General features: G+C 65.3%; 17 protein-coding genes. 16 read left to right on the forward strand and 1 reads right to left on the reverse strand.

Translation table 11 applies throughout. The annotated features are described in order from the left end of the window. Window positions 1–32: 32 nt before the first annotated feature. Window positions 33–1,691 (forward strand): ABC transporter ATP-binding protein, encoded by a 1,659-nt coding sequence (locus QM470_RS13580; RefSeq protein WP_066540312.1) that lies wholly within the window; start codon window positions 33–35, stop codon window positions 1,689–1,691. 63 nt (window positions 1,692–1,754) lie between these two features. After that, window positions 1,755–3,257 (forward strand): M81 family metallopeptidase, encoded by a 1,503-nt coding sequence (locus tag QM470_RS13585; protein ID WP_279998120.1) that lies wholly within the window; start codon window positions 1,755–1,757, stop codon window positions 3,255–3,257. A gap of 541 nt (window positions 3,258–3,798) precedes the next feature. Here QM470_RS13585 and QM470_RS13590 read toward each other — a convergent pair. Then, a complete protein-coding gene (locus QM470_RS13590; RefSeq protein ID WP_283339647.1) occupies window positions 3,799–4,410 on the reverse strand; it encodes a TetR/AcrR family transcriptional regulator in 612 nt (203 codons plus the stop codon). 156 nt (window positions 4,411–4,566) lie between these two features. Between QM470_RS13590 and QM470_RS13595 the strand changes: the two genes are divergently transcribed. The 14 genes from QM470_RS13595 (at window position 4,567) to groES (ending at window position 21,642) form a co-directional block, all read left to right on the forward strand. Further along, window positions 4,567–6,342 carry an ABC transporter ATP-binding protein gene (locus QM470_RS13595; protein WP_283339648.1) on the forward strand — a complete coding sequence of 592 codons (1,776 nt, stop codon included), beginning with the start codon at window positions 4,567–4,569 and terminating at the stop codon, window positions 6,340–6,342. Beyond that, window positions 6,336–8,105 carry an ABC transporter ATP-binding protein gene (locus tag QM470_RS13600; protein WP_283339649.1) on the forward strand — a complete coding sequence of 590 codons (1,770 nt, stop codon included), beginning with the start codon at window positions 6,336–6,338 and terminating at the stop codon, window positions 8,103–8,105. The genes QM470_RS13595 and QM470_RS13600 overlap by 7 nt, the downstream gene beginning before the upstream one ends. Further along, the gene (locus QM470_RS13605) at window positions 8,105–9,046 is read left to right on the forward strand and encodes an ABC transporter permease (protein WP_283339650.1); all 942 of its coding nucleotides are present in this window, start codon (window positions 8,105–8,107) and stop codon (window positions 9,044–9,046) included. The genes QM470_RS13600 and QM470_RS13605 overlap by 1 nt, the downstream gene beginning before the upstream one ends. Further along, window positions 9,046–10,002, forward strand: a complete 957-nt coding sequence (locus QM470_RS13610) for an iron chelate uptake ABC transporter family permease subunit (RefSeq protein ID WP_283339652.1) — start codon at window positions 9,046–9,048, stop codon at window positions 10,000–10,002. The genes QM470_RS13605 and QM470_RS13610 overlap by 1 nt, the downstream gene beginning before the upstream one ends. Continuing rightward, window positions 9,999–10,775 carry an iron ABC transporter ATP-binding protein gene (locus QM470_RS13615; protein WP_283339653.1) on the forward strand — a complete coding sequence of 259 codons (777 nt, stop codon included), beginning with the start codon at window positions 9,999–10,001 and terminating at the stop codon, window positions 10,773–10,775. Before QM470_RS13610 ends, QM470_RS13615 begins: the two co-directional genes overlap by 4 nt. After that, window positions 10,772–11,713, forward strand: coding sequence for a siderophore ABC transporter substrate-binding protein (locus QM470_RS13620; protein ID WP_283339654.1), 942 nt, complete (start codon window positions 10,772–10,774; stop codon window positions 11,711–11,713). The genes QM470_RS13615 and QM470_RS13620 overlap by 4 nt, the downstream gene beginning before the upstream one ends. Window positions 11,714–11,954: 241 nt before the next feature. Next, on the forward strand, window positions 11,955–14,066 hold the full coding sequence (locus QM470_RS13625) for a TonB-dependent receptor (RefSeq protein WP_283339773.1): 2,112 nt from the start codon (window positions 11,955–11,957) through the stop codon (window positions 14,064–14,066). Between the two features lie 254 nt (window positions 14,067–14,320). Then, window positions 14,321–14,818 carry a sigma-70 family RNA polymerase sigma factor gene (locus tag QM470_RS13630; protein WP_283339655.1) on the forward strand — a complete coding sequence of 166 codons (498 nt, stop codon included), beginning with the start codon at window positions 14,321–14,323 and terminating at the stop codon, window positions 14,816–14,818. After that, complete coding sequence (locus QM470_RS13635) at window positions 14,815–15,813, forward strand: FecR family protein (RefSeq protein WP_283339656.1); 999 nt, start codon at window positions 14,815–14,817, stop codon at window positions 15,811–15,813. Before QM470_RS13630 ends, QM470_RS13635 begins: the two co-directional genes overlap by 4 nt. 101 nt (window positions 15,814–15,914) lie before the next feature. Further along, window positions 15,915–18,479 (forward strand): TonB-dependent siderophore receptor, encoded by a 2,565-nt coding sequence (locus QM470_RS13640; protein WP_283339657.1) that lies wholly within the window; start codon window positions 15,915–15,917, stop codon window positions 18,477–18,479. Window positions 18,480–18,660: 181 nt separating this feature from the next. Next, window positions 18,661–20,247, forward strand: coding sequence for a PepSY-associated TM helix domain-containing protein (locus tag QM470_RS13645; protein ID WP_283339658.1), 1,587 nt, complete (start codon window positions 18,661–18,663; stop codon window positions 20,245–20,247). Then, window positions 20,244–20,561, forward strand: coding sequence for a hypothetical protein (locus QM470_RS13650; RefSeq protein ID WP_283339659.1), 318 nt, complete (start codon window positions 20,244–20,246; stop codon window positions 20,559–20,561). The genes QM470_RS13645 and QM470_RS13650 overlap by 4 nt, the downstream gene beginning before the upstream one ends. Beyond that, window positions 20,558–20,917: a DUF3325 domain-containing protein gene (locus QM470_RS13655; RefSeq protein WP_283339660.1), complete on the forward strand. Its 360-nt coding sequence runs from the start codon at window positions 20,558–20,560 to the stop codon at window positions 20,915–20,917. Before QM470_RS13650 ends, QM470_RS13655 begins: the two co-directional genes overlap by 4 nt. A gap of 434 nt (window positions 20,918–21,351) precedes the next feature. Continuing rightward, entirely contained in the window at window positions 21,352–21,642 is a 291-nt protein-coding gene (groES, locus tag QM470_RS13660) for a co-chaperone GroES (protein WP_066540317.1), read from the forward strand. Window positions 21,643–21,734 lie beyond the last annotated feature (92 nt).

The raw sequence follows: 21,734 nt of genomic DNA on the forward strand, positions 1-21,734 counted from the left end.
TTTCCGCGTTTACTTCATTTGTGGATCCAGTGATGACACCAAACAATCCATCGAATCCCGCTGTACTGAGCATCCGGAATCTGTGCGTGCAGCTCAAGGGCGGCGACGGCAAGACGCTGGTCAGCGACCTGAGCCTGCAGGTGCACGCGGGCGAGACGCTGTGCATCGTGGGCGAATCGGGCTCGGGCAAATCGCTTACCTCACTCGCCACCATGGGCCTGCTGCCTGCCGACAGCCTGCAGGTGTCCTCGGGCGTGATCGAGCTGGACGGGAAAGACCTGCTGCGCCTGGATGCCGCGCAGATGCGTGCGCTGCGCGCCTCGCAACTCGCCATGGTCTTCCAGGAGCCCATGACCGCGCTGAACCCCGTGCACCGCGTGGGCAAGCAGATAGAGGAAGTGCTGAAACTGCATTCCACGCTGTCGGCCCCACAACGCCGCACCAAGGTGCTGCAGATGCTGGAGGCCGTGCATCTGCCCGACATCGAGCGCATCTACGACTCGTATCCGCACCAGCTCTCTGGAGGTCAGCGCCAGCGCATCGTGATTGCGATGGCGCTGATCCTCAAGCCGCGCCTGCTGATTGCCGACGAACCCACCACGGCACTCGACGTGACCACGCAAAAGCAGATCCTGTCGCTGATGCGTGAGCTGCAGGAAAAGCATGGCACGGCGGTGGTCTTCATCACCCACGACTTCGGCGTGGTGGCCGAAATTGCCGATCGCATCCTGGTGATGAACCGCGGCAAGGTGGTGGAGTCCGGCACACGTGAGGAGATCCTGGCCCGCCCGCTGCAGGAGTACACGCGCATGCTCGTGTCCTCCGTTCCCAGTCTGGTGCCGCATGCACGTGCGCAGCCTGAGGGCGAGACGATTCTGCAGGTGCGCAGCCTGAACAAGACCTATCCGAAGTCCAAGGGTTTTCTGCGCAAGCCCGAGATGGTGCTTGCAGCCAGTGAAGTGTCGCTCACGCTCAAGCGCGGTGAGATTCTGGGCATCGTGGGGGAATCGGGCTCAGGGAAATCAACCGTGGCGCGCTGCATCGTGCGACTGATCGACCCGAGCGGCGGCGAGATCCGGCTGAAGCAGGACGACATCACCCGCCTGAGCCGCAGCGCACTGTTGCCGCTGCGCAAGCGCATCCAGATCGTGTTCCAGGACCCGTACCGCAGTCTGAACCCGCGTCGCCGCATTGGCGATTCGGTCATCGAAGGGCTGCTGAACTACGGTATGCCGCGCGACGAGGCCATGGCCAAGGCGACCGAGGCGATGGATCTGGTGGGGCTTCCGCGCCAGGCGCTGGATCGCTTTCCGCACCAGTTCTCGGGCGGACAACGCCAGCGCATCTGCATTGCGCGCGCACTGGTCATGGAGCCCGATGTGCTGGTGGCGGACGAGGCCGTTTCCGCGCTCGACGTCTCGGTGCAGGCGCAGGTGCTGGACCTGCTCGAAGAAGTGCGCCAGCGCGTGGGCATTGGCGTGCTGTTCATCACCCACGACCTGCGCGTGGCCGCGCAGATCTGCGACAGCATCATGGTCATGAAGAGCGGCCAGGTGGTGGAGGCCGGCACGGTGCAGCAGGTGCTGGGCGCGCCGCAGCAGGCCTACACGCAGGCGCTGATCGATGCGGCGCCGGGACGCCACTGGGACTTCCAGAACTTCCGTCCGGTGACCCAGGCACTGGCGGCCTGACCGGTCCAGATTCCCTTCGTTGCCCCCTGTCCGGGGGCACCCATTCAACAGAGAGAGATAGAAATGGCCAAAATTGTGTATGGCGGGTTTCAGCATGAGACCAATACGTTCGCGCCCGATCTGGCGGATTGGGCGGCATTCCAGGCTGGCGGTGGCTGGCCGGGTTTGGTGTCGGGTGAAAAGCTGTGGCCGACGATCCGCGGCTCCAACATCCCGGCGGCGGGCTTTGTGCAAGCGGCACTCGATGCTGGCGACGAAGTGGTGCCCACCACCTGGTGCGCGGCCAGCCCTTCTGCGCATGTGGAGCGGGAAACCTACGAGCGCATCGCCACCCTGATCCTCGACGGCATCCGGCAGGCGTTGCCGGTGGATGCCGTCTACCTCGATCTGCACGGTGCCATGGTGGCGCAGCATTTTGATGATGGCGAAGGCGAGTTGCTGCGCCGCGTGCGCGCGCTGGTCGGCAGTGGGGTGCCTGTGATCGCGACCCTGGATCTGCATGCCAACGTCACGACGCGCATGCTGAGCGAGGCAGACATGCTGGTGGCCTACCGCACCTATCCGCATGTGGACATGGCCGAAACGGGCGTGCGCGCATACAGCCAGCTCCAGCGCCGTCTGCAGACGGGCAAGCGCCCCGCCATGGCAGTGCAGCGTCTGCCGTATCTGGTGCCCATCTGCTGGCAGTGTACGGACATCGAGCCTGCGAAAACGCTGTACCAGCAGTTGGAGGCAGGCGAGACCCCCGACACCCACATCTCATTTGCCACCGGTTTTCCGGCCGCTGACTTTGAAGAATGCTCTCCGGTGCTCTGGGCTTATGCCGACACACAGGCACATGCTGACGCACTGTTGGCACCGCTTGCGCAGGCCGCACTTGCGGCAGAGTCGCACTTTGCGGGCAAGCTTTACGCTCCCGCAGAAGCCGTGCACTACGCCATGGCGCATGCGGGCAGTGGCAAGCCCACCATCATCGCCGACGCGCAGGACAATCCCGGTGCAGGCAGCAACTCCGACTCCACCGGCATGCTGCACGCGCTGGTGGCGAGCAAGGCGCAGAACGCGGCGATTGGCCTGATCGTCGATGCGGCTTCTGCGGCCAGGGCACATGAAGCCGGCGAAGGCGCACGTGTGCGCCTGTCGTTGGGAGGAAAGTCGGGTGTGCGAGGCGATGTGCCGTTCGAAGCCGAATTCCTGGTCGAGAAAATCTCCGACGGCAAGGTCGATGCCACGGGCCCGTACTACCGGGGCTTCAAGCTGGATCTGGGCGCCTGCGCGTGCCTGCGCATCGAAGGGGTGCGCATCGTCGTCGCATCGCAAAAGGTGCAGATGGCAGACCAGGCCATGTTCCGTGTGGTGGGCATTGAGCCTACTGCGCAGGACATTCTTGTGGTGAAGAGTGCGGTCCATTTCCGCGCCGACTACACGCCGATCGCGCGCGAAATCATTGTCGCAACCGCGCCTGGATCGATGCCTATGGTGCTGGAAAACCTGCCCTGGTCCAAGCTCAAGCCGGGCATCCGCATCGATCCTTGCGGCAAGACCTTCGAGCCGGTGGCCGCCTGAGCGGAGCTGCTTCACCAACCCTGCTCCACACAGGGCGTGGGCCTTCCGCAATATTGCAAGCCAAGTGACGTGCCGCGCCAGCGAGAGTGCCATGGCGGTGGCGGGACGTCACGGGCTGCCTGCGTGAACGGCCGCGCCCGCAAGCGGGCACCCTGACAGAAAGTGCCGGACACCTGCCGTGGGCGACAACGGCCAGAGCTGGGGGCTCCGGCAGGCTCGTCAGCATCGCGTCGCAGGTCTGCGCTGCGTGGAACTTCGCAGAGGGAGCGCACTTGCTCGCAGGGCGCATCGCGTTCCGCGCACTGCCACTCCGTCACCCTGGGCGAGGGCGGGAGCCGACCTCCGGGGTGAGGGCTGTCCGCCAGAGCCCACTGCCTGCTGAAGCTCCTGTGGCCGCGCCAATCCACCGGGCCTGCTGCGGCGCAAGCAAGCCACAGGCTTGGCCGCAGGTGCCGCCCGACGGAGAGGGGGCACAGGGGACGGCGCGGCGGGCTGTTTCAGCGGCGCATCCGGCAGGGCGGCTGCTGCCGTGCGTGCGCGCTCAGGGCCTGCGGTCCAGCATCTGCAGCGCGCCCACGATCAAGGCATGGATGCCTTCCACCAGCTCGGCCTCCATCTCGGCTTCTTCCTGTACGAAGTCGGAGCCTGCCAGCGGCTCCAGCCTGGCAGCGGAATACACCGTATCGGCCGCCGAGATGCAGGAGAACGTCACCGTGGCCAGCAGCCAGCGCGACTGCTCCTTGGTGATGCCGTAGGCCTGCGCAATGTGCGCCTGGTGCTGGTCGATCTTCTCCAGCATGGCGGGCGTGGCCGCCAGGCGACGGATCACAAAAGGCGTGACGCCGGGGTGCGCCTTCACAAATTGCCGCGCTGATGCGGTAAACGCCAGCAGGTACTCCTCCAGCCCGATCTGCTGGGGCGCGGATGCCTGCGGCAACTCCCAGCGGTGGAAGATTTCCTCGGCGATCAGGTGCCGGAGCGCTTCCAGGTTGGGGACATGCTTGTAGAGCGCCATGTGGCTGACGCCCAGCGCGGCCGCCACCCCCACGAACGTGATGTCGGGCAGGCCCATGGCGATGCCGGCATCGGCGATTTTTTCTCTCGTGATGGTCCGTGGTCGTCCGCGGCCAGCGGGCTTGGGGGCGTGGGGCATTTCTTTTCTGTTTTGCAAGGGATCTTGGGGGTTCATACCACCCTTCGATGATCCGCTATTTGCAGGGGTTTGAATTAGTTTATTATCATGAAACTAATTCGCGTTTGCGTTCCATGTTGCATCGGTACGGGCCGATGGCTTTCTTTTTTCGTCAGCATGTCTACCCCTGAAGCGGTTGCCCCGGCAGCCCCCCCCACCAGTCCGGTCACACGGATACTTGCCCCAGTCCGTGGGCGCCTGTTGATTGCCGGGATGTGCGCCGCCGTGGGCGCCATGCTGGCGCTGGTGCCGCTGGCCGTGATGGCGCATATCGCCACACAGGCCTTGTCCGGAGACGTCGGCGACCTATGGGCGGCTGTGGTGCTGGGTGTGGGGTGCATGGCCATTGGCATGGCCCTGGTCATCGCCGGGGAGCTGGTCGCGCACCTGGCCGACAACCGCCTCACCTTCGATCTGCGCATGGCCGTGCTGCAGCGCCTGGGGCAGGTGCCGCTGGGATGGTTCACCGGTCGCGCATCGGGGGAGGTCAAGCAGGCGCTGCAGGATGACATTGCAACGCTGCACAGCCTGACGGCGCACTTCTATACCGCTGTGGGCCGTGCGGCCGGGGCGGTGGTGATTGCTGTGATCTATCTGTTGGCGCTGGACTGGCGCCTGGCGATCCTGGCGCTGCTGCCGTTCCCCGGATTCTTCGTGTTTCTGCGCCATGCCATGCAGGCCAGCGGTGCGCACATGCAGGAATTCGTGGCGCGGCTGGGGCGCATCAACAGCGCCACGGTGGAGCTGGCAGCGGGGATTCCGGTCATCAAGGCCTTTGGTGGTGCGAATCCGGTGCATGCCGGTTACCGGGATGCCGTGGACGGGTTTGCCCGCGCCTTTACGGATTTCACCCGTCCGCTGGTGGTCTCCATGGCGCGTGCGCATGCCCTGATTGCGCCTGTGACCATCCTCGGCGTGGTGCTGGCTTCTGGTGCGGCCTTTGTCGCCATGGGCTGGATGCAGCCGGTTGATGTATTGCCGTTCGCACTGGTCGCGCCTGGCATCTGCGCGCCGCTGTTGCTGCTGCATACCTTGCTGCATGACCTGCAGGGAGCCACCGGCGCGGCCCAGCGCGTGCTGGCATTGCTGGAAACACCGGTGCTGCCGCAGCCTGCCCCTGGGCTGCCGTCCTGGCCTGAAGACAATGCCGTGCGTTTTGAGCAGGTGGCATATGCGTATGAGGGCGGGCTGCCGGTGCTGTCCGGCATCAGCTTCGATCTGCAGCCCGGCACGGTCACGGCCGTGGTGGGTCCTTCGGGTTCGGGAAAATCCACGCTGGCCCGTTTGCTTCTGCGGTTTTTCGACCCTGTGCAGGGGCGCATCACGGTGGGTGGGGTCGATCTGCGGCAGATCACCAGTGCCGCGCTGTACCAGCGCATTGGCTTTGTGCTGCAGGAGGTGCAGCTGATTCACGCCAGCGTGCGCGAGAACATTGCGCTGGCGCGGCCGTCGGCCTCGCTGCAGGAGGTGGAGGCTGCCGCCCGTGCAGCCAATATTCACGATCGCATTCTGGCGCTGCCGCGCGGCTACGACTCCGTGGTCGGGGAGGATGCGCAGTTCTCCGGCGGCGAGCGCCAGCGCCTGAGCATCGCCCGGGCGGTACTGCTGAACCCGCCCATCCTCGTGCTGGACGAAGCCACGGCTGCGGCCGATGCGGAGAACGAAGCCGCCATCCAGGATGCGCTGTCGCGTGTCGTGCGCGGACGCACTTTGCTGGTGATTGCGCACCGGCTCGACACCATCGTGCATGCGGACCGCATTCTGGTGCTGTGCGACGGCGCCATCACCGAACAAGGCACGCATGCGCACCTGCTGGCGCAGGACGGCCTGTATGCGCGGCTGTGGCAACTGGGCGGCCATGCCAGCCCGGCGCAGGAGGCCTTGCCATGCTGAAGACCCTGGTGCAATTGCTGGGCGATGAGGTGCACCTGCTGCGCCGCTACGCCTGGATGGCGGCGGCCTACGGTGTGCTGTGCGGACTGACCATGGCTGCGCTGGCCCCGTTGCTGGCGCACGGCTTGCGTGGCGACGGGCGTGCCGCCATGGGGTGGCTGGTTGCGCTGTTGCTGGGGGTGCTGCTGTCCTGGCTGGCCCGGCGCACAGTGGAACAGGCGGGCGTGCGGGTGGGTGTGGCGGTGCTGCAAAGCGGGCGCCACCGGCTGGGCCAGCACCTGGTGAGCCTGCCCATTGGCTGGTATACGCCGCAGAATACGGCGCGCATCGGCCATGTGGTGACCCAGGGGATGATGGGCATTGCGCAGTTGCCTGCGCATGTGTTCACACCCCTCATCAGCGGTGCGGCCACGGCCCTGATCGTGTGGCTGGCACTGCTGGTGTGGAACCCGGTGCTGGGGCTGGTTGCGGTGATCGCGTTGCCGCTGCTCGTGGGGTCGTTCGCATGGGCCTCCTCCCTGTCGGCGCGCGCCAATGCCGCTTTCCAGAGCGACTTTGCCGAGACCAGCCAGCGCGTGGTGGAGTTTGCGCAGGCCCAGTCGGTACTGCGTGCGTTCAGCGGCGAAGGCAGCAGCACGCGCTTTCTGGAGCAGGCCGTCACCGCACAACGGCAATCCGGGCTGCGGTTGATGGTGTTGTCTTCGCTGTCATCGGTGCTCTGTGTATGGGCCGTGTACCTGGTCTTTGCCGCGCTGTGGGTGGCTGCGGTGTATGGGCTGCATGGGGCTGTCGGTGGGACTTTGCCGGCGGAGGAACTCATAGCCTTCACGGTGTCGCTGCTGCTGGTGGTGCGCTGGATCGAACCGTTGCAGGAAATCGCCGGGTACGCCGAAGTGCTGCGCAGTGCCGGCGCACAACTGCAAGCCGTGCGGGAGCTGCTGGCGGCGCAGCCGCTGCCCCAGCCTGCGCAAGCGGTGCAGGCGGGCGATGCGTCCGTGGAGCTGCGCCATGTGCGGTTTCAGTATCCCGGCTGCGCCGACGATGTGCTGCGCGGCGTGAGCCTGCGGGCAGAGCCGGGCAGCATGACGGCGTTGATAGGCGCATCGGGCTCCGGCAAGTCCACGGTGATGCGCCTGATTGCCCGTTTCTTCGATACCACGCAGGGCGCGGTGTTGATCGGTGGGGTGGATGTGCGCGACATGGGCGATGCGCAGCTGGCCGCGCAGATCAGCCAGATCTTCCAGGACAGCCATCTGCTGTCCGGCAGCATCGCCGACAACATCCTTATCGGCAAGCCGGATGCCAGTGCGGCGCAGGTGCTGCAGGCCGCCCGGCAGGCCGGGCTGGACGAGGTCATTGCGCGCCTGCCGCAAGGGTTGCAGACCCTGGTGGGTGAAAACGGCGCACGCCTGTCCGGTGGCGAGCGCCAGCGCATTGCGATTGCGCGGGCGCTGATCAAGGACGCGCCTATCCTGCTGGTGGACGAAGCCACGGCGGCGCTGGATGCACAGAACCAGTCCACCATCGCGCAGACGCTGGCACGGCTGAAGGGACAGCGCACGCTGATCGTGATTGCGCACCAGCTTTCCACCGTCGCCATGGCCGATCAGATCGTGGTGCTGGAAGACGGCTCCGTGGTGGAGTGCGGCACACCGGCGCAGCTGCAGGCCAGCCCAGGCCGTTATGCCCAGTTCCTGGCGCAGCGCCGCGCTGCCAAAGGCTGGCGCATGGACGCGGCGCACATGCCCGGGGATGCAGTGTGATGCGTGCGCGTTGGGGGCTGGTGTTTGCTGCGCTGTGCGTGGTGTCCGTGCTGCTGGGCGCGCGGCAGATGGTGTGGACCGACCTGCTGTCATTGTCGGGGGATGCCTGGCTCACCCTGACGGCAAGCCGTCTGCCGCGTCTGGCGGCGTTGGTGCTGACCGGGGCGGGCCTGTCGGTGTGCGGTGTGATCCTGCAGCACATTGTGCGCAACAAGTTTGTGGAGCCGGGCACCACCGGTGGGCTGGATGCGGCCAAGCTCGGCATTCTGGTGGCGCTGACCGTCATGCCCGCTGCGGGCACGGTGAGCCGGATGCTGTTTGCGCTGGTGTTCTGCCTGGTGGCAAGCCTGCTGTTCATTGCCGTGATCCGGCGCATCCAGTTTCGCAATCTGGTGCTGGTGCCCGTCATCGGGCTGATGTACGGCAGCGTGCTGACCGCCATGGCCGAGTTCTACGCCTACCGCCACAACATTCTGCAAAGCATGCAGGGCTGGTTGCTGGGCGACTTCTCCCGTGTGGTGCAAGGCCATTACGAGATTCTCTACCTCATCCTGCCCGTGGTGGCGCTGGCCTATCTGTATGCGCACCGCTTCACCGTGCTGGGCATGGGCGAAGACATGGCGGCGAGCCTGGGCCTGGGTTACGCGGCCACGGCCGCCATGGGCCTGGTGCTGGTGGCGTTGACGGTGTCGGCCACGGTGATTGCCGTAGGGGCGATTCCTTTTGTGGGCCTGGTGGTGCCGCAACTGGTTGCCATGCGCTGTGGTGACAACCTGCGGCGCACGCTGCCCTTGGTGGCCCTGGGTGGTGCCTCCCTGCTGCTGGCCTGCGATATTGCGGGCCGGTCGGTGATGTACCCGTTCGAGGTGCCCATCGGTCTGACCGCCGGTGCGGTGGGCGGCGTGCTGTTTCTGGTGCTGATCGTGCGGGGGCTTCGCTGATGCGCATGCCGCTGACCAAGATCTGCTGGCTCACCACGCTGGTGATGGTGGCCCTGGTGTTCACCTTTGTGCTGTGGGATTCAGGGCTGGACATGGATTACGTGATCCCCAAGCGCCTGGTGCGCCTGGCGTCGATCGCTCTGGGCGGCATCTGCGTGGCCGTGTCGGCCATCGTGTTTCAGACGCTGGTGAACAACCGCATTCTGACGCCCTCCATCATGGGGTATGAGGCGGTGTGCCTGCTATGGCAGGCCCTGCTGCTGTTGCTGCTGGGGACGCAGGGAACGGCCATGCTGGGGGTGCGGGGGAATTTCCTCGTGTCCGTGCTGCTGATGCTGGCGTACTCCTGGGTGCTGCAACGGTGGCTGCTGCGCCGTGGCCGCAATGATGTGTATGTGCTGCTGCTGATCGGCCTGGTGCTGACCATGGTGATCGGCACATTCACACAGTTTGTGCAGCTGCGCATCAGCCCCGGCGAGTTCGCGGTGTTCCAGGGCGTGAGCTACACCTCCTTCAACCGCGCCAAACCGGAGACCTTGCTGTACGCCGCCGTGGCGGTGGTGGTTGCTGGCGCCGTGGTCCGCAGAACGCTGGCGGTACTGGATGTACTGGCCCTGGGGCGCGAACAGGCCATCTCGCTGGGCGTGGCGCATGCCCGTTACCTGCAGCTGTATCTGGCGCTGATCGCCATTCTGGTGGCGCTGTCCACCAGCCTGGTGGGGCCCACGGCCTTCATGGGCATCTTTGTGGCCAACATCGTCTATGCCCTGGTGCCGCATGCGCGCCACCGGGTCACCCTGCCATTGGGATGTGCGGTGGCGGTGGCCATTTTTCTCGTCGCTCAACTGTTGGTGGAGCATGTCTTCAACTACAAGACCACCGTCAGCATCCTGGTGAATCTGGTGTGCGGTGTGTACTTCCTGGCACTGGTGGTGCGCAAGCGGGGTGCAGCATGATGGGTGTCCACCATCTTTCCAAACACTATGGCGGCAAGGCGGTGCTGTCGGATGTGAGCGTGGCGTTTCCCGCGCAGCGCGTCACCTCGCTGATCGGCCCCAATGGCGCGGGCAAATCCACGCTGCTCATGGCGATGGCGCGCCTGCTGGAGCCCAGCAGCGGCACGGTGCAATGGCAGGCGCGTGACGCCAGCCGGATACCCCTGGCCGAGTACGCACGGCATGTCGCCACGCTGCGCCAGAGCCCTGGCTTCAACATGCGGCTGACGGTCGAAGAGCTGGTGGCTTTCGGGCGCTTTCCGCACAGCCGCGGTGCGCTGACGGCCGGGGACCGCCAGGCCATTGATGAGGCCATTGCCTTTCTTTCCCTGGAACCGCTGCGCCACGCCTTCATTGACGAGATCAGCGGCGGCCAGCGCCAGATGGCGTTTCTGGCGATGACCATCGCGCAGCAGACCGATGTGCTGCTGCTGGATGAGCCGCTCAACAACCTCGACATGAAACACGCCGTGCAGATCATGCGTGCGCTGCGCCGCCTGTGCGACGAGCAGGGTCGCACCGTGGTGCTGGTGATCCACGACATCAACTTCGCGGTCAATTACTCGGACCACATCGTTGCCCTCCAGAACGGTGCGCTGTGCTTCAGCGGTCCTGCCCGGGACGTGGTGACCGAATCGCGCATGGCCGCGCTGTACGGCCTGGATTTCGAGATCACGCGCACTGCGCGTGGCTGTTTCTGCAATTACTTCACCTCCAGGGAAGACCTCTCATGAATGCACTGCGCAGGCAATTCCTGCTCTCTGCGGCCGGCATGGCCGCCTTGTCCTCCGTGCCCGGCAGGGCGCTGGCCTACGAGCCCCTCTCCATTCGCCACCAGCTGGGCACCACGGTCATCCGGCGTCTGCCGCAGCGTGTGGCGGCGCTGGAGATGAACGAGGTGGACTTTCTCGACCAGCTGGGGGTGCCCGTCGCGGGCATGGTGAAGGACTATGTGCCGCATTTCCTGGCCAGGTACAAGGGCGACGCCAAGGTGCAGGACCTCGGTGCCATCGTGCAGCCCAATCTGGAGCGTGTGCACGCGCTGCGGCCGGATCTCATCCTGATGACCTCGCTGCAGGCCGGTCACTACGCCGATCTGACCGAAATTGCACCGGCGCTGTACTACGAAGTGGACTTCAAGAACAGCGAGAAGGGCCATCTCGAGGTGGTCCGCAACCACCTGCTGATCTTGGGCCGCATCTTCCAGAAGGATGCGCTTGCACAGACCAGGGCTGACGCGCTGGATGCCGAGGTCCAGCAGCTGCGGCGCACCACGCAAGGCCGGCCCGAGAAGGCGCTGATCGTGCTGCACAACAACGGCGCGTTCAGCTCCTTCGGCCCGCAATCGCGCTACGGCTTTGTGTTCAGCGCGCTGGGCGTGAAGCCCGCAAGCGCTGCGTTGGAAACCAGTCTGCATGGGCAGCCCATCTCCAGCGAGTTCATCCAGCAGGCGGATCCGGACATCCTGTACGTGGTGGACCGCACCGCGGTGATGGAGCGCCGCCCCGTTCTGCAGGCCGATGGCATTGCCAACCCGCTGCTGCGCCAGACCAAGGCGTGGAAGAACGGGCGCGTGGTGTTTGCCGACGCAGACGCCTGGTACACCACCGGCGCCAGTCCCACATCGCTGAGCCTGCTGATGCGCGATGTGCTCAAGGGCTATCTGCGCTGAGCACGCGACTTCCTCTTTATTTCTTTCTTTCTCATCCGTAGCCAGGTTCGCGCCCAGCCAGACCACACAACTGAAGACATGAACGCACCGTCGTTGCATGCACATTCACAAGGAAATTGGCATGGCCAAACATCTCCCTCCACCCTGCGCTGCCAGCGCGGCCTCTCTGGCCCTGCCACGCCCTCTGCCATTTGCGCTGCGGCGCAGCGTGGTGGCCCCATCCACCCTGCTTGGCGTGGGCATGGGGGTGTTGCTGGCAGGCGTCGCGCATGCCCAGGCGCAGAAGGCACCCGGCACCGATGCCGAGGCGGCACTCCCCCAGGTGACCGTGCAGGAAAAGGCCAACGGGGCCGTGGTGCCCTACGCCGGGGGGCAGGTCACCACGGGCGGTCGCCTGGGCATGCTGGGTGAGAAGGACTTCATGGACACGCCCTTCAACACCATCAGCTACACCGACCAGTTCGTACAGGACCGCCAGGCGCAAACGATCACCGATGTGATTGCGGCAACCGATCCCACCGTGTTCAGCAACGGCGTATCGGGGGCGTGGAGCGAGAATTATTCGATCCGCGGCTTCTCGTCGAACACCTACGACATGACCCTGGGCGGCCTGTATGGCATGGCGCCGTACTACCGCACCACGCCGGAAATGTTTGAGCGCATCGATGTGCTCAAAGGCCCCTCGGCCTTGCTCAACGGCATGCCTCCGGGCGGCTCGGTGGGCGGTACCGTGAATCTGGTGCCCAAGCGTGCAACCAACGAGCCCATCAACCGCCTGACGACCACCTATATGTCGGACGCCCAGTGGGGCGGACACATCGATCTGGGGCGCCGGTTTGGTGCTGACAAGCAGTTCGGCATCCGCTTCAACGGCGTGTACCGCAACGGGGATGGCGCGGTGAAAGACCAGGAGAAGAAGTCGCAGCTGGCGTCGCTGGGTCTGGACTGGCGCGGTGACGGTGTGCGCCTGTCCGCAGATTTCTACAGCAGCGATGACCGCGTCAACGGCGTGACCCGCGGCATCGGCCTGGCACCCGGTGTGGCCATTCCCAAGGCGCCGCGTGCAGACACCTTGCTGAACCCCGACTGGTCCCATGTGCGCAACAAGGACAAGGCCGCCATGGTCCGTGGCGAAATCGACCTGAATGACCAGCTCATGGCCTATGCCGCATTCGGCACGAGCAAAACGAACTACCAGTACAACGGTGCGATGTCGTCCCAGGTGCTGAATGCCGCAGGTGATTTCAAGACGACGATGGGGCAGCTGGCGTTCGAGCAGAAGAAGCAGTCCGCCGAGATCGGGCTCCAAGGCAAGCTGCAGACCGGTGCTGTCCGGCACCAATGGACCTTGAATGCCACGCACTATACGCACAAGCAGGATGACTATGGCCGCCGCAGCGTACCCGGCGCGGACTGGATCACGAATATCTACCACCCGGTGTGGGGGCCTGCCGCGCCGTTTGTGGCGCCCCATATCTCGCACACCGAGCTGAGCATGACCAGCTATGGGCTGGCCGACACCATGTCCTTTGCCGAAGACCGGGTGCAGCTCACCCTGGGTCTGCGCCGCCAGCAGGTGGTCAGCGATACGTACAGCGTCGCGACGGGCGCGCGGACCGCCCGCTACGATTCCGGCGCTACTTCCCCTGCTGCGGCGCTGCTGGTCAAGGCCACCCAGCATGTCTCGCTCTATGCCAACTACATCGAAGGCTTGAGCCAGGGCGCCACAGCCCCCCTGACAGCAGACAACCGGGGCGAGGTCTTCCCTCCGTACAAGACCAAGCAAAAGGAGATCGGTGCCAAGTTCGATCTGGGCGAGTTCGCACACACCGTCAGCCTGTTTGAAATCACACGCCCCAGCAGTTATACGGACCCGGTCACCAATATCTATTCGTTTGGTGGCGAGCAGCGCAACCGGGGTGTGGAGTGGAGCTTCTGGGGCTCCCCCCTGCGCGGTGTGCGTCTGATGGGCGGTATTGCCTATACCACGCCCAAGCTGACGCAAACCCAAGGTGGGGTGAACCAGGGCAAGCTTGCAACCGGGGTGCCCAGGCTGCAAGGCAAGCTGGGTGCGGAATGGGATGTGCCTGCCGTGCAGGGCTTGACGCTGTCGGGCAATGCGACGGCGGTGTCCAAGCAGTACATCAGCGCAGACAACAGCCTCTGGGTGTCAGGCCGCGTGACCTATGACCTGGGTGCGCGCTATGCCACCCGCATTTCCAGCAGGCCCGTCACCTTCCGTGCGACGGTGCTCAACGTGACCAACAAGGCCTACTGGGGCATGCCCCTGCTGTCCAGCCTGGCCCTGGGCGCGCCTCGGACTCTGGCCTTGTCAGCCACCATGGACTTCTGAGCCCAGACCTGCGCCGGGCGCAGCGGTTGCCACCCGATCGCTGCGCCCGCAGGGGGAGGCCTGCTCCAGAAGGCGGGAGGCGCCAGGAAATGGCGGGCTTCACCCTCCACGGGCGGCGGCCATGTGCCGGCGCACCACGGGCTGTGGGGTGGATTCAACACTAATGAGATTTATTCTCATTTTTTGATACAGTCGCCCCTTTCTTCCGCCGCAGAGGTCGTGTGCGCCGTCACCAATGCCCCCACCCTGGCGGCATGCCCCGCCAGCGGGCCGAGGTGTTTCCTGTGGTTGCGCACTATTACGCAGAACTCATCAGTTTCTTTGCCCGCTCGCTCAGAGACCGGGATGCCGCGGCCGACGTCGTGCAGGAAAGCTACGCCAGGGTGCTGGCACTGCAGGCGCGGGAGGTGGCCGTGCGCGATCTGCGCGCCCTGTTGTTCCGTACCGGGAAAAACATCGTGATCGATGATGCCCGCCGTCGCCAGGCCGAGGCCCACATGCTGCAGACGCTGGCCGTGGTGGGAAGTGACGAGGCACCATCGGCCGAGCGGCAGGTGGCAGGGCGCCAGCAGCTGGAGCTGCTGTCACGGCGTCTGCACGCCATGCCGCGAAAGCGCCGTGAAGTGTTCGTGCTGGTGCGCATCTATGGTTTCAGTCACGCCGAAGCGGCGGTGCACATGGGCATCAGCGAAGCGGCCATTGAAAAGCATGTCGTGCGTGCCGTGTGCGATGGCATGGGGTTGCAACCATGACTCCGACACAGAGCGCCGTCCATGCTGCCACGCCGCCGGAGCGCAAGCGCCTGGAGCATGCGCTGCTGCTGATCGCACGCCAGCACGGCGGCAATGCACAGACGGCCCAGGTCGCGGCCGAAGACCTGGCCCGCTGGCGCCGGCAGGAGCCCGCCAACGAGCAGGCCGCGCTGGCTGCGCTGGCCGGATGGTCCGCCACCGATGCAGTGGCGCTGCGGGGGGCTGTGCCCTTGCCGAGCAGCCAGAACGAGCGTGCGCGCACCACCCGCAGGCGGGCGCTGTCGGTGCTGGGGGTGGCCGGGCTGGCCGGCATGCTGGGACGCTGGCATTGGCAGCAGCCGCTGGAAAAGCTGGCATTGCACACCGGACACGGGCAGCAACTGGGGCAGGATCTGTCCGATGGCAGCCGGATCGATCTGGCACCTGCCACCGAAGTGCTGGTGGTGCTCTACCGCCAGCGCCGTGAAGTACACCTGTCCCAGGGCGAAGTCCGCCTGGAGGTCACCCACGATGCCGCCCGCCCCCTGGACGTTGTGACGCCGCGAGGGCGTGTGCGGGTGCTGGGCACCGTGTTCTCGGTCGCACTGCACGGCAGCGATCTGGTGGTGCGCGTGGCCAAGGGGAGGGTGGCGGTCTGGGCGCCAGAGGCCGCCGCGGATGCGCCTGCGGAATGCGTGCTTGGGGCTGGCGAGGCCGTGCGCCTGACGGCCGAAACCGGTGCACAGCCATTTTCCATCAACCCCCAGGACGTGGGTGCCTGGCGGGAAGGCTGGCTGGTGTTCGACCAGACCCCGCTGGCGGAGGTGGTGGCCCGGTGGAACGACTATCTGGCCCGGCCGATGCAGCTGGCGGGGGACAGCCGCCTGCACGCCATGCGGCTGACGGGGAGCTTCAAGCTGCGCGAGCCCGCCACGTTTCTGGCCAGCCTGCCGCGTTCGTTGCCGGTGAGGGTGGAGCCCTTGCCCAATGGCAGCCTGCTCATCCACCGGCGTTGAGGCGTGCTGAATCCGGCATAAAAAAATGTCCGGTATTTCGCGCCTGGTGCGTCTTCACTGTGAAAAAGCATTTGGATAGGCAGTTCACAGGACGCATTGGCATGAAACGTTATCACTCTCATTTTTTATCACTGGGTTTATCACTGCGCCAAGGTGCGGCACGGCCTCACGCCGTGGCTCTGGCATGTGCCATGGCGCTGGGGCTGGTGGCCGTGGCACCGGTCCGGGCCCAGTCGGAGGCAGGGCAGGCCGCCATGGTGCGTGCGCACAGCCTGAGCCTGCCCGCCCAGCCATTGGGCCAGGCGTTGAATGCGCTGGCCCGCACCTGGGGGGTGGCCATCTCGGTGGATGCCGCGTTGGTGGAAGGGCGCATGGCGCCGGCCTTGCAGGGGGCGCTGCGGCTGAATGACGCTCTGGACCGGATCCTGGACGGCAGCGGGCTGGAGGCCCGGGCGTCCGGCTCCGCCATCACGGTGCAGCGCCGCAGCAGCCGCTCCACGACGCTGGGCGAAGTGACGGTCAAAGCGCAGGCGCAGCGCGCCGAAGCCACCGAGGGGAGCGGCTCCTACGCAGCCTCGCGGGTGTCCCTGGGCAAAGGCCAGGACGTGCGCGAAGTGCCCCAGTCCATTTCGATCGTGACGCGCCAGCGCATTGAAGACCAGGCCTTGGGTTCCGTGGGCGAGGTGATGCAGCAAACCACCGGGGTGACGGTGGACTATGGCGGCGCAGGCGGACTGGGAGGGGCGGCCACCAGCTTTCTGTCGCGGGGTTTCCAGATCAGCAACGTGCAGATTGACGGCGCCAGTGTGGACGCTTTCAGCCAGCAGCTGTTCGATCCGAACCTGGCCATGTACGACAGCGTGCAGGTGGTACGGGGTGCCAACGGGCTGTTCAGCGGCAACGGCGAGCCGGGCGGGGCCATCAACCTGGTGCGCAAGCGCCCCACGGAGCAAAAGCAATTGCTGGCATCGGCGGCCCTGGGCAGCTGGAACCGCAAGCAGCTGGAGTTGGATGTCGCGGGCCCGCTGAATGCCGATGGCAGCGTGCGTGGCCGGGCCGTGGTGGCACACACTAGCAAGGATTTCTTCTATCGTGGTGCGGACTCCAAGGACAGTCTGCTGTACGGGATTGTGGAGGCCGATGTGAGCCGTTCCACGATGGTCACGCTGGGCGCGAGCTACGACAAGCTCCAATCCACGCCCTGGCGTGAAGGTATTCCCCGCGCGCCCAACGGAGACGATCTGGGGTTGCCCCGCAGCACGGCGCTGATGGCCGGCTGGAGCCACTATGACAAGAACGTCAAGGAGGTGTTTGCGCAGGTCGACCAGCAGCTGGCGGGCGACTGGAAAGCCAAGGTTCAGCTGAATTACCAGAAGGTGGACAGCGATTCGCGGCTGGCCAACCTGGGCGGCGCTGTCGATCCCGCCACAGGGCTGGGCATGGAATGGACCGGGTTCTCCAACGACTTCCGTTCAGAGAAGAAAAGCCTCGACGTCCATGCCAGCGGCCCCTTTTCCCTGCTGGGGCGCAAGCACCAGTTGCTGATCGGTGCCGACTGGACGAAGGTGAGTGACGACCAGGACACCTATTACTCCGAGATGGGGTCGTCGCTTCCGCCGGTCAATGTGTATGACTTCGATCCGTCCAAGGTGCCGTTGGCGCAGAGCGTGCGCAAGACGCGCAGCTATCCGGGCTATGGCGCCACGCAAAAAGGCCTCTATGGCCGCGTGAACCTGAGCCTGACAGACAGCCTCACGGCCATTGCCGGAGGCCGCTATGCCAGCTACGCCTACAACACCCCCTACATCAACTACAACGCCGATGGCAGCATCCGCGCCAGCGGTCGCGAGTACTACAGCGAAAACGGCATCTTCACGCCCTATGTCGGCTTGGTGTACGACCTCGACCCGCAGTGGACCGCCTATGGCAGCGTGACCGAAATCCACAAATCGCAGGCGAACATGCTGGCGGGTCCCCAGCCGGGTACGGCGCTGGACCCCATCAAGGGCCGCAGCCTGGAGCTGGGCATGAAGGGCGAGCTGGCAGATGGCAAGCTCCAGACGGCGTTTGCGCTGTATCGCATTGAGCGCAAGGGGGAGGCCGCACTGGATCCGCGCTACCCCGAAGCTGCCGTGGGCAACCTGGGCCTGACCTGCTGCTATGTGGCACAGGGCAAGATCGTCAGCCAGGGCGTGGACATGGAGGTGTCGGGCCAGTTGGCGCGCGGTTGGCAGCTGTTTGCGGGCTATACCTACAACCACAACCGCAACAAGACCGATCCGCAGAAGCTGGTCTACAGCTCCATCACGCCCAAGCACCTGTTCAAGCTGTGGAGCACCTACCAGCTGCCGGGCGATCTCTCTCCCTGGACGCTGGGTGGCGGCATGACGCTGCAAAGCACCACCTACGTCAGCGGAACGGTCAACGCATTCAACCCTGGATCCGGCCAGTTCGATGGGCCGAGCACGCCTTTCCGCTTCACGCAGGCCGGGTATGCCGTCTGGAATGCCAGCGTGCAGTACCGCATCAACCGCAACTGGTCCGCCACGCTGAATCTCAACAACGTGTTTGACAAGACCTACTACAAGACGGTGGGAACCTCGAACGGTGGCAACTGGTATGGGGACCCGCGCAATGTCCTGCTAACGCTGCGCGGGGCATTCTGAACTGGTGGCATGACGTTGTTGCTGAGTCGCTGTAGCTCCGTCCCCACCGCAGCGCATGCCGGCTGCGGTGGGGATGCAGATCGGGCGCGCGCGCCTTGGCGCGGTGTGCGCCGGTGGCACACTGCCATGGAGGGCGGCGGTGGCGCATAGGGACCCTTCCTCTCCCGGCCTGCGCCAGACCATGTCATGGCTGCACACCTGGTGCGGGCTGGTGTGCGGCTGGCTGCTGTGCGCCATTTTTCTGACCGGCACCCTCAGTGTGTTCCGCGGGCCCATCACGCGCTGGATGGAAGCCGCTCCGGTGACGCACGAGGCCACGCGCATGCTGGCACCCACAGAGCGCTGGCAGGCGTTGCGCGTTGCGCAAGCGCATCTCGTGCAGCATGCGCCGGATGGCGGCTTGTGGCGCATCAGCCTGCCCTTCAGCGGGGCGGAACCCTTGCAGGTTTTTTTCCGCACCGGTGACGCGGAGCGGCTGGTCACCTTGCACCCTGTCACCGGGGAGGCCGTGGCCGGTGCGGAGCATCGCAGCACCGAGGGCGGGCGCCATTTCATGTCCTTCCACTACTCCCTGCAGGGCGGCATGGCGGGGTTCTGGGTGGTGGGGCTGGTGTCCATGTGCATGCTGGTGGCGCTGGTGTCAGGCGTCATCGTGCACCGGCGCATCTTCCAGGATTTCTTCACCTTTCGGCCCGGCAAGGGCCAGCGTTCCTGGCTGGATGCCCACAACGCATCAGCGGTGCTCACGCTGCCTTTTCTTTTCATGATCGTCTACACCGGGTTGGCCCATTTCTATACGAGCTACATGCCGTGGCCGTTGGATTCGGTGTACGGGCAGGACAAAGCGGCCTACAGCCGCTATCAGGCCGAGTTGAATGCCGCGCCCGGCACCCAGCCGGCGGGCGATGAAGCTGCCGCGGCAGGTCGTGATCTGGTCGGCCTGGTACAGCATGCCCAGCAGTGGCTGCAGGAGCCTGTGGCCGGTGTGGTGGTGCAGCGACCGGAACAGGGGGCCGCGATCGTGCGTGTCACGGCACGCAGCCCGGATACCGGGGAGAGCCGCCGCATGCTCAACAGCGCAGAGTCCATGACCCTGGATGCGGTCACCGGCCGCGTGCTGCAGGCGCCCCACCGGGAGGCGACGGGCAGCGTGGCGAGCAAGGTCCATCCGGTGATCAGCGCCCTGCATCTCGTCACCTATGGGGGCTGGACTGCCAAGTGGCTGTACTTTGTTTGTGGTCTGATCGGTACGGCCATGGTGGCCACCGGCTTGCTGCTGTTTTCCATCAAGCGCAGGACCCGCAGCGGCCAAGAATGGGGAGCGGCCACGCCGCAGATGTACCGCTGCATCGATGCGCTGAATGTGGCCGCGCTTGCGGGCACGGCGCTGGCATCCATCGGCTATCTGTATGGAAACCGTTTGCTGCCGCAAAGCCTGGAAGCGCGCAGCGCATGGGAAATCCGCGTCTTCTTTGCCCTGTGGGCCGTCAGCCTGCTGCACGCGCTGCTGCGCGCGCCGCACCAGGCCTGGCGTGAGCAGCTGTGGGCCGTGGCCTTTCTGTGTCTGGCGCTGCCGTGCTTGAACATCGCCACCACCGGCCAGCATCTGGGCCAGTACCTCGCCCACGGCGATGGTCAGCGCGCAGGGGTCGAGCTGACGTGTGCGGCCATGGGCCTGCTGGCGTGGTGGGCCGCATGGCGCCATGTGCAATCCGGCCGGAAAACTGCACGCCCCTCCCGGCGTGCCTTGCCCGGAGGCACGCCATGAAATCAGGCGCCATGACCGCGGTGCAGACCAGAAGATACCGCTGGTGCGTGCTCCTGCGCGTGGTGTTGGCCGGAGCCGGCGGGTATGCCATCACGGCACTGGCGTGTGCCGCCATGGCCCATGGGCTGGTGGCCCTGGGGGTGATGGACCGTGCGCAAGCGGTGCTGCTGGCGACGCTGCTCAGCTTTGTGTTCTACACCGCCCTGGCGCTCTGGGTGTTCCATGTGCGCAGTGTGTGGCGTGTCGCTGTCGTACAGGCCGCCAGCGCGGCGCTGCTGGGGGCGGTGTGGCTGGCGCTGAAAGGCTGGACATGACCGCGGTCTGGAGCGTGATGTCGTGCGCTCTGGCGCTGTGCCTGGCGGCCATGCTGCTGTTGAGCCGGGCCATGGACCGGCATTGCGCGCAAATCCTTCCGCGGGGTGAGCCCGGCCCGGTGCTGAGCGGCGTGCTGCGGGGGGCGGGCCTGGTGTGCCTGTCCCTGGCGCTGTGGCAGTGCATACGCTGGTGGGGGCCTGCGGTCGGCACCGTGCTGTGGCTGGGCTGGCTGAGTGCGGCGGCGCTGCTGGTGGCCGCTCTGCTGACCTATGCCCCGCGCAGTGGAGCGGCCGCGGTGGCGGTGGCAGGGCTGTTCGCTCTGGCGTGGACACTGGCGCACGGCGTGGCGGCCTAGCCTGGAGCGTGGGTCGGCCCATGGTGCGCCAGAAAAGGCGCTCTGCCCAGGGGAATCGGTGGCGTGTGTGGAGGCAAAGTCAACATATTGAAATCAATTTTCGATAGTTTGGCCGTGTTTCCCGCCGGGTAAGGCATCTGCACCCAGGCGTCCGGTCATCCCGCAGGCCGCTCTGCCATGGGGCTGGCGGCGGGCTGGTTGGACAGCCTGGAACAGGGCGTCGCAGGGACGAAAGTGCCGTGACCGTGCTGTTGCATCGGAGATAGCCCTTCTTTTCAAGCAACCTTGGCACTTGAAAGCTTCCGATTTCGCCTTATTATTAGCACTCGTAGGGGTTGAGTGCTAACAAGCCCGGTCCCTCGCCTGTTTAGCCACGCTGACCTTGCGCAGCGTGGAACGGATAAATCCACTTTGTTGATTTCTAGGAGAAGTGAATGAACCTGCGTCCTCTGCACGACCGCGTGATCGTCAAGCGCCTTGAGAACGAAACCAAGACGGCTTCGGGCATTTATATCCCTGACAACGCCGCCGAAAAGCCTGACCAAGGCGAAGTGCTGGCAGTGGGCCCTGGCAAGCGCAACGACAAGGGCGAACAGATCGCTCTGAACGTGAAGGTCGGCGACCGCGTGCTGTTCGGCAAGTACTCCGGCCAGACCGTCAAGATCGACGGCAACGAGCTGCTGGTGATGAAGGAAGACGACCTGTTCGCAGTCGTCGAGAAGTAAATCACCCAGTGATTTACCGGTGCCGAAGGCCCGCGCCCCAGGCACCCGTTCCCCAGCATCCAAACTTTCAAATTCATAGCTGTCTCAGCCCA

Origin of the sequence: Comamonas sp. 17RB, from assembly GCF_030056555.1 — a bacterium.
Taxonomy (GTDB): Bacteria; Pseudomonadota; Gammaproteobacteria; order Burkholderiales; family Burkholderiaceae_C; genus Comamonas; species Comamonas terrigena.

Bases quoted from the DNA above. Each gene is read 5' to 3' on its own strand.
- QM470_RS13630 (WP_283339655.1), top strand. From the start codon at position 14,321: ATGCCCCGCCAGCGGGCCGAGGTGTTTCCTGTGGTTGCGCACTATTAC.
- QM470_RS13580 (WP_066540312.1), top strand. From the start codon at position 33: ATGACACCAAACAATCCATCGAATCCCGCTGTACTGAGCATCCGGAAT.
- groES (WP_066540317.1), top strand. From the start codon at position 21,352: ATGAACCTGCGTCCTCTGCACGACCGCGTGATCGTCAAGCGCCTTGAG.
- QM470_RS13590 (WP_283339647.1), bottom strand. From the start codon at position 4,410: ATGCCCCACGCCCCCAAGCCCGCTGGCCGCGGACGACCACGGACCATC.
- QM470_RS13610 (WP_283339652.1), top strand. From the start codon at position 9,046: ATGCGCATGCCGCTGACCAAGATCTGCTGGCTCACCACGCTGGTGATG.
- QM470_RS13650 (WP_283339659.1), top strand. From the start codon at position 20,244: ATGAAATCAGGCGCCATGACCGCGGTGCAGACCAGAAGATACCGCTGG.
- QM470_RS13585 (WP_279998120.1), top strand. From the start codon at position 1,755: ATGGCCAAAATTGTGTATGGCGGGTTTCAGCATGAGACCAATACGTTC.
- QM470_RS13625 (WP_283339773.1), top strand. From the start codon at position 11,955: ATGGGGGTGTTGCTGGCAGGCGTCGCGCATGCCCAGGCGCAGAAGGCA.
- QM470_RS13640 (WP_283339657.1), top strand. From the start codon at position 15,915: ATGAAACGTTATCACTCTCATTTTTTATCACTGGGTTTATCACTGCGC.
- QM470_RS13595 (WP_283339648.1), top strand. From the start codon at position 4,567: ATGTCTACCCCTGAAGCGGTTGCCCCGGCAGCCCCCCCCACCAGTCCG.
- QM470_RS13655 (WP_283339660.1), top strand. From the start codon at position 20,558: ATGACCGCGGTCTGGAGCGTGATGTCGTGCGCTCTGGCGCTGTGCCTG.
- QM470_RS13635 (WP_283339656.1), top strand. From the start codon at position 14,815: ATGACTCCGACACAGAGCGCCGTCCATGCTGCCACGCCGCCGGAGCGC.
- QM470_RS13645 (WP_283339658.1), top strand. From the start codon at position 18,661: ATGTCATGGCTGCACACCTGGTGCGGGCTGGTGTGCGGCTGGCTGCTG.
- QM470_RS13615 (WP_283339653.1), top strand. From the start codon at position 9,999: ATGATGGGTGTCCACCATCTTTCCAAACACTATGGCGGCAAGGCGGTG.
- QM470_RS13600 (WP_283339649.1), top strand. From the start codon at position 6,336: ATGCTGAAGACCCTGGTGCAATTGCTGGGCGATGAGGTGCACCTGCTG.
- QM470_RS13620 (WP_283339654.1), top strand. From the start codon at position 10,772: ATGAATGCACTGCGCAGGCAATTCCTGCTCTCTGCGGCCGGCATGGCC.
- QM470_RS13605 (WP_283339650.1), top strand. From the start codon at position 8,105: ATGCGTGCGCGTTGGGGGCTGGTGTTTGCTGCGCTGTGCGTGGTGTCC.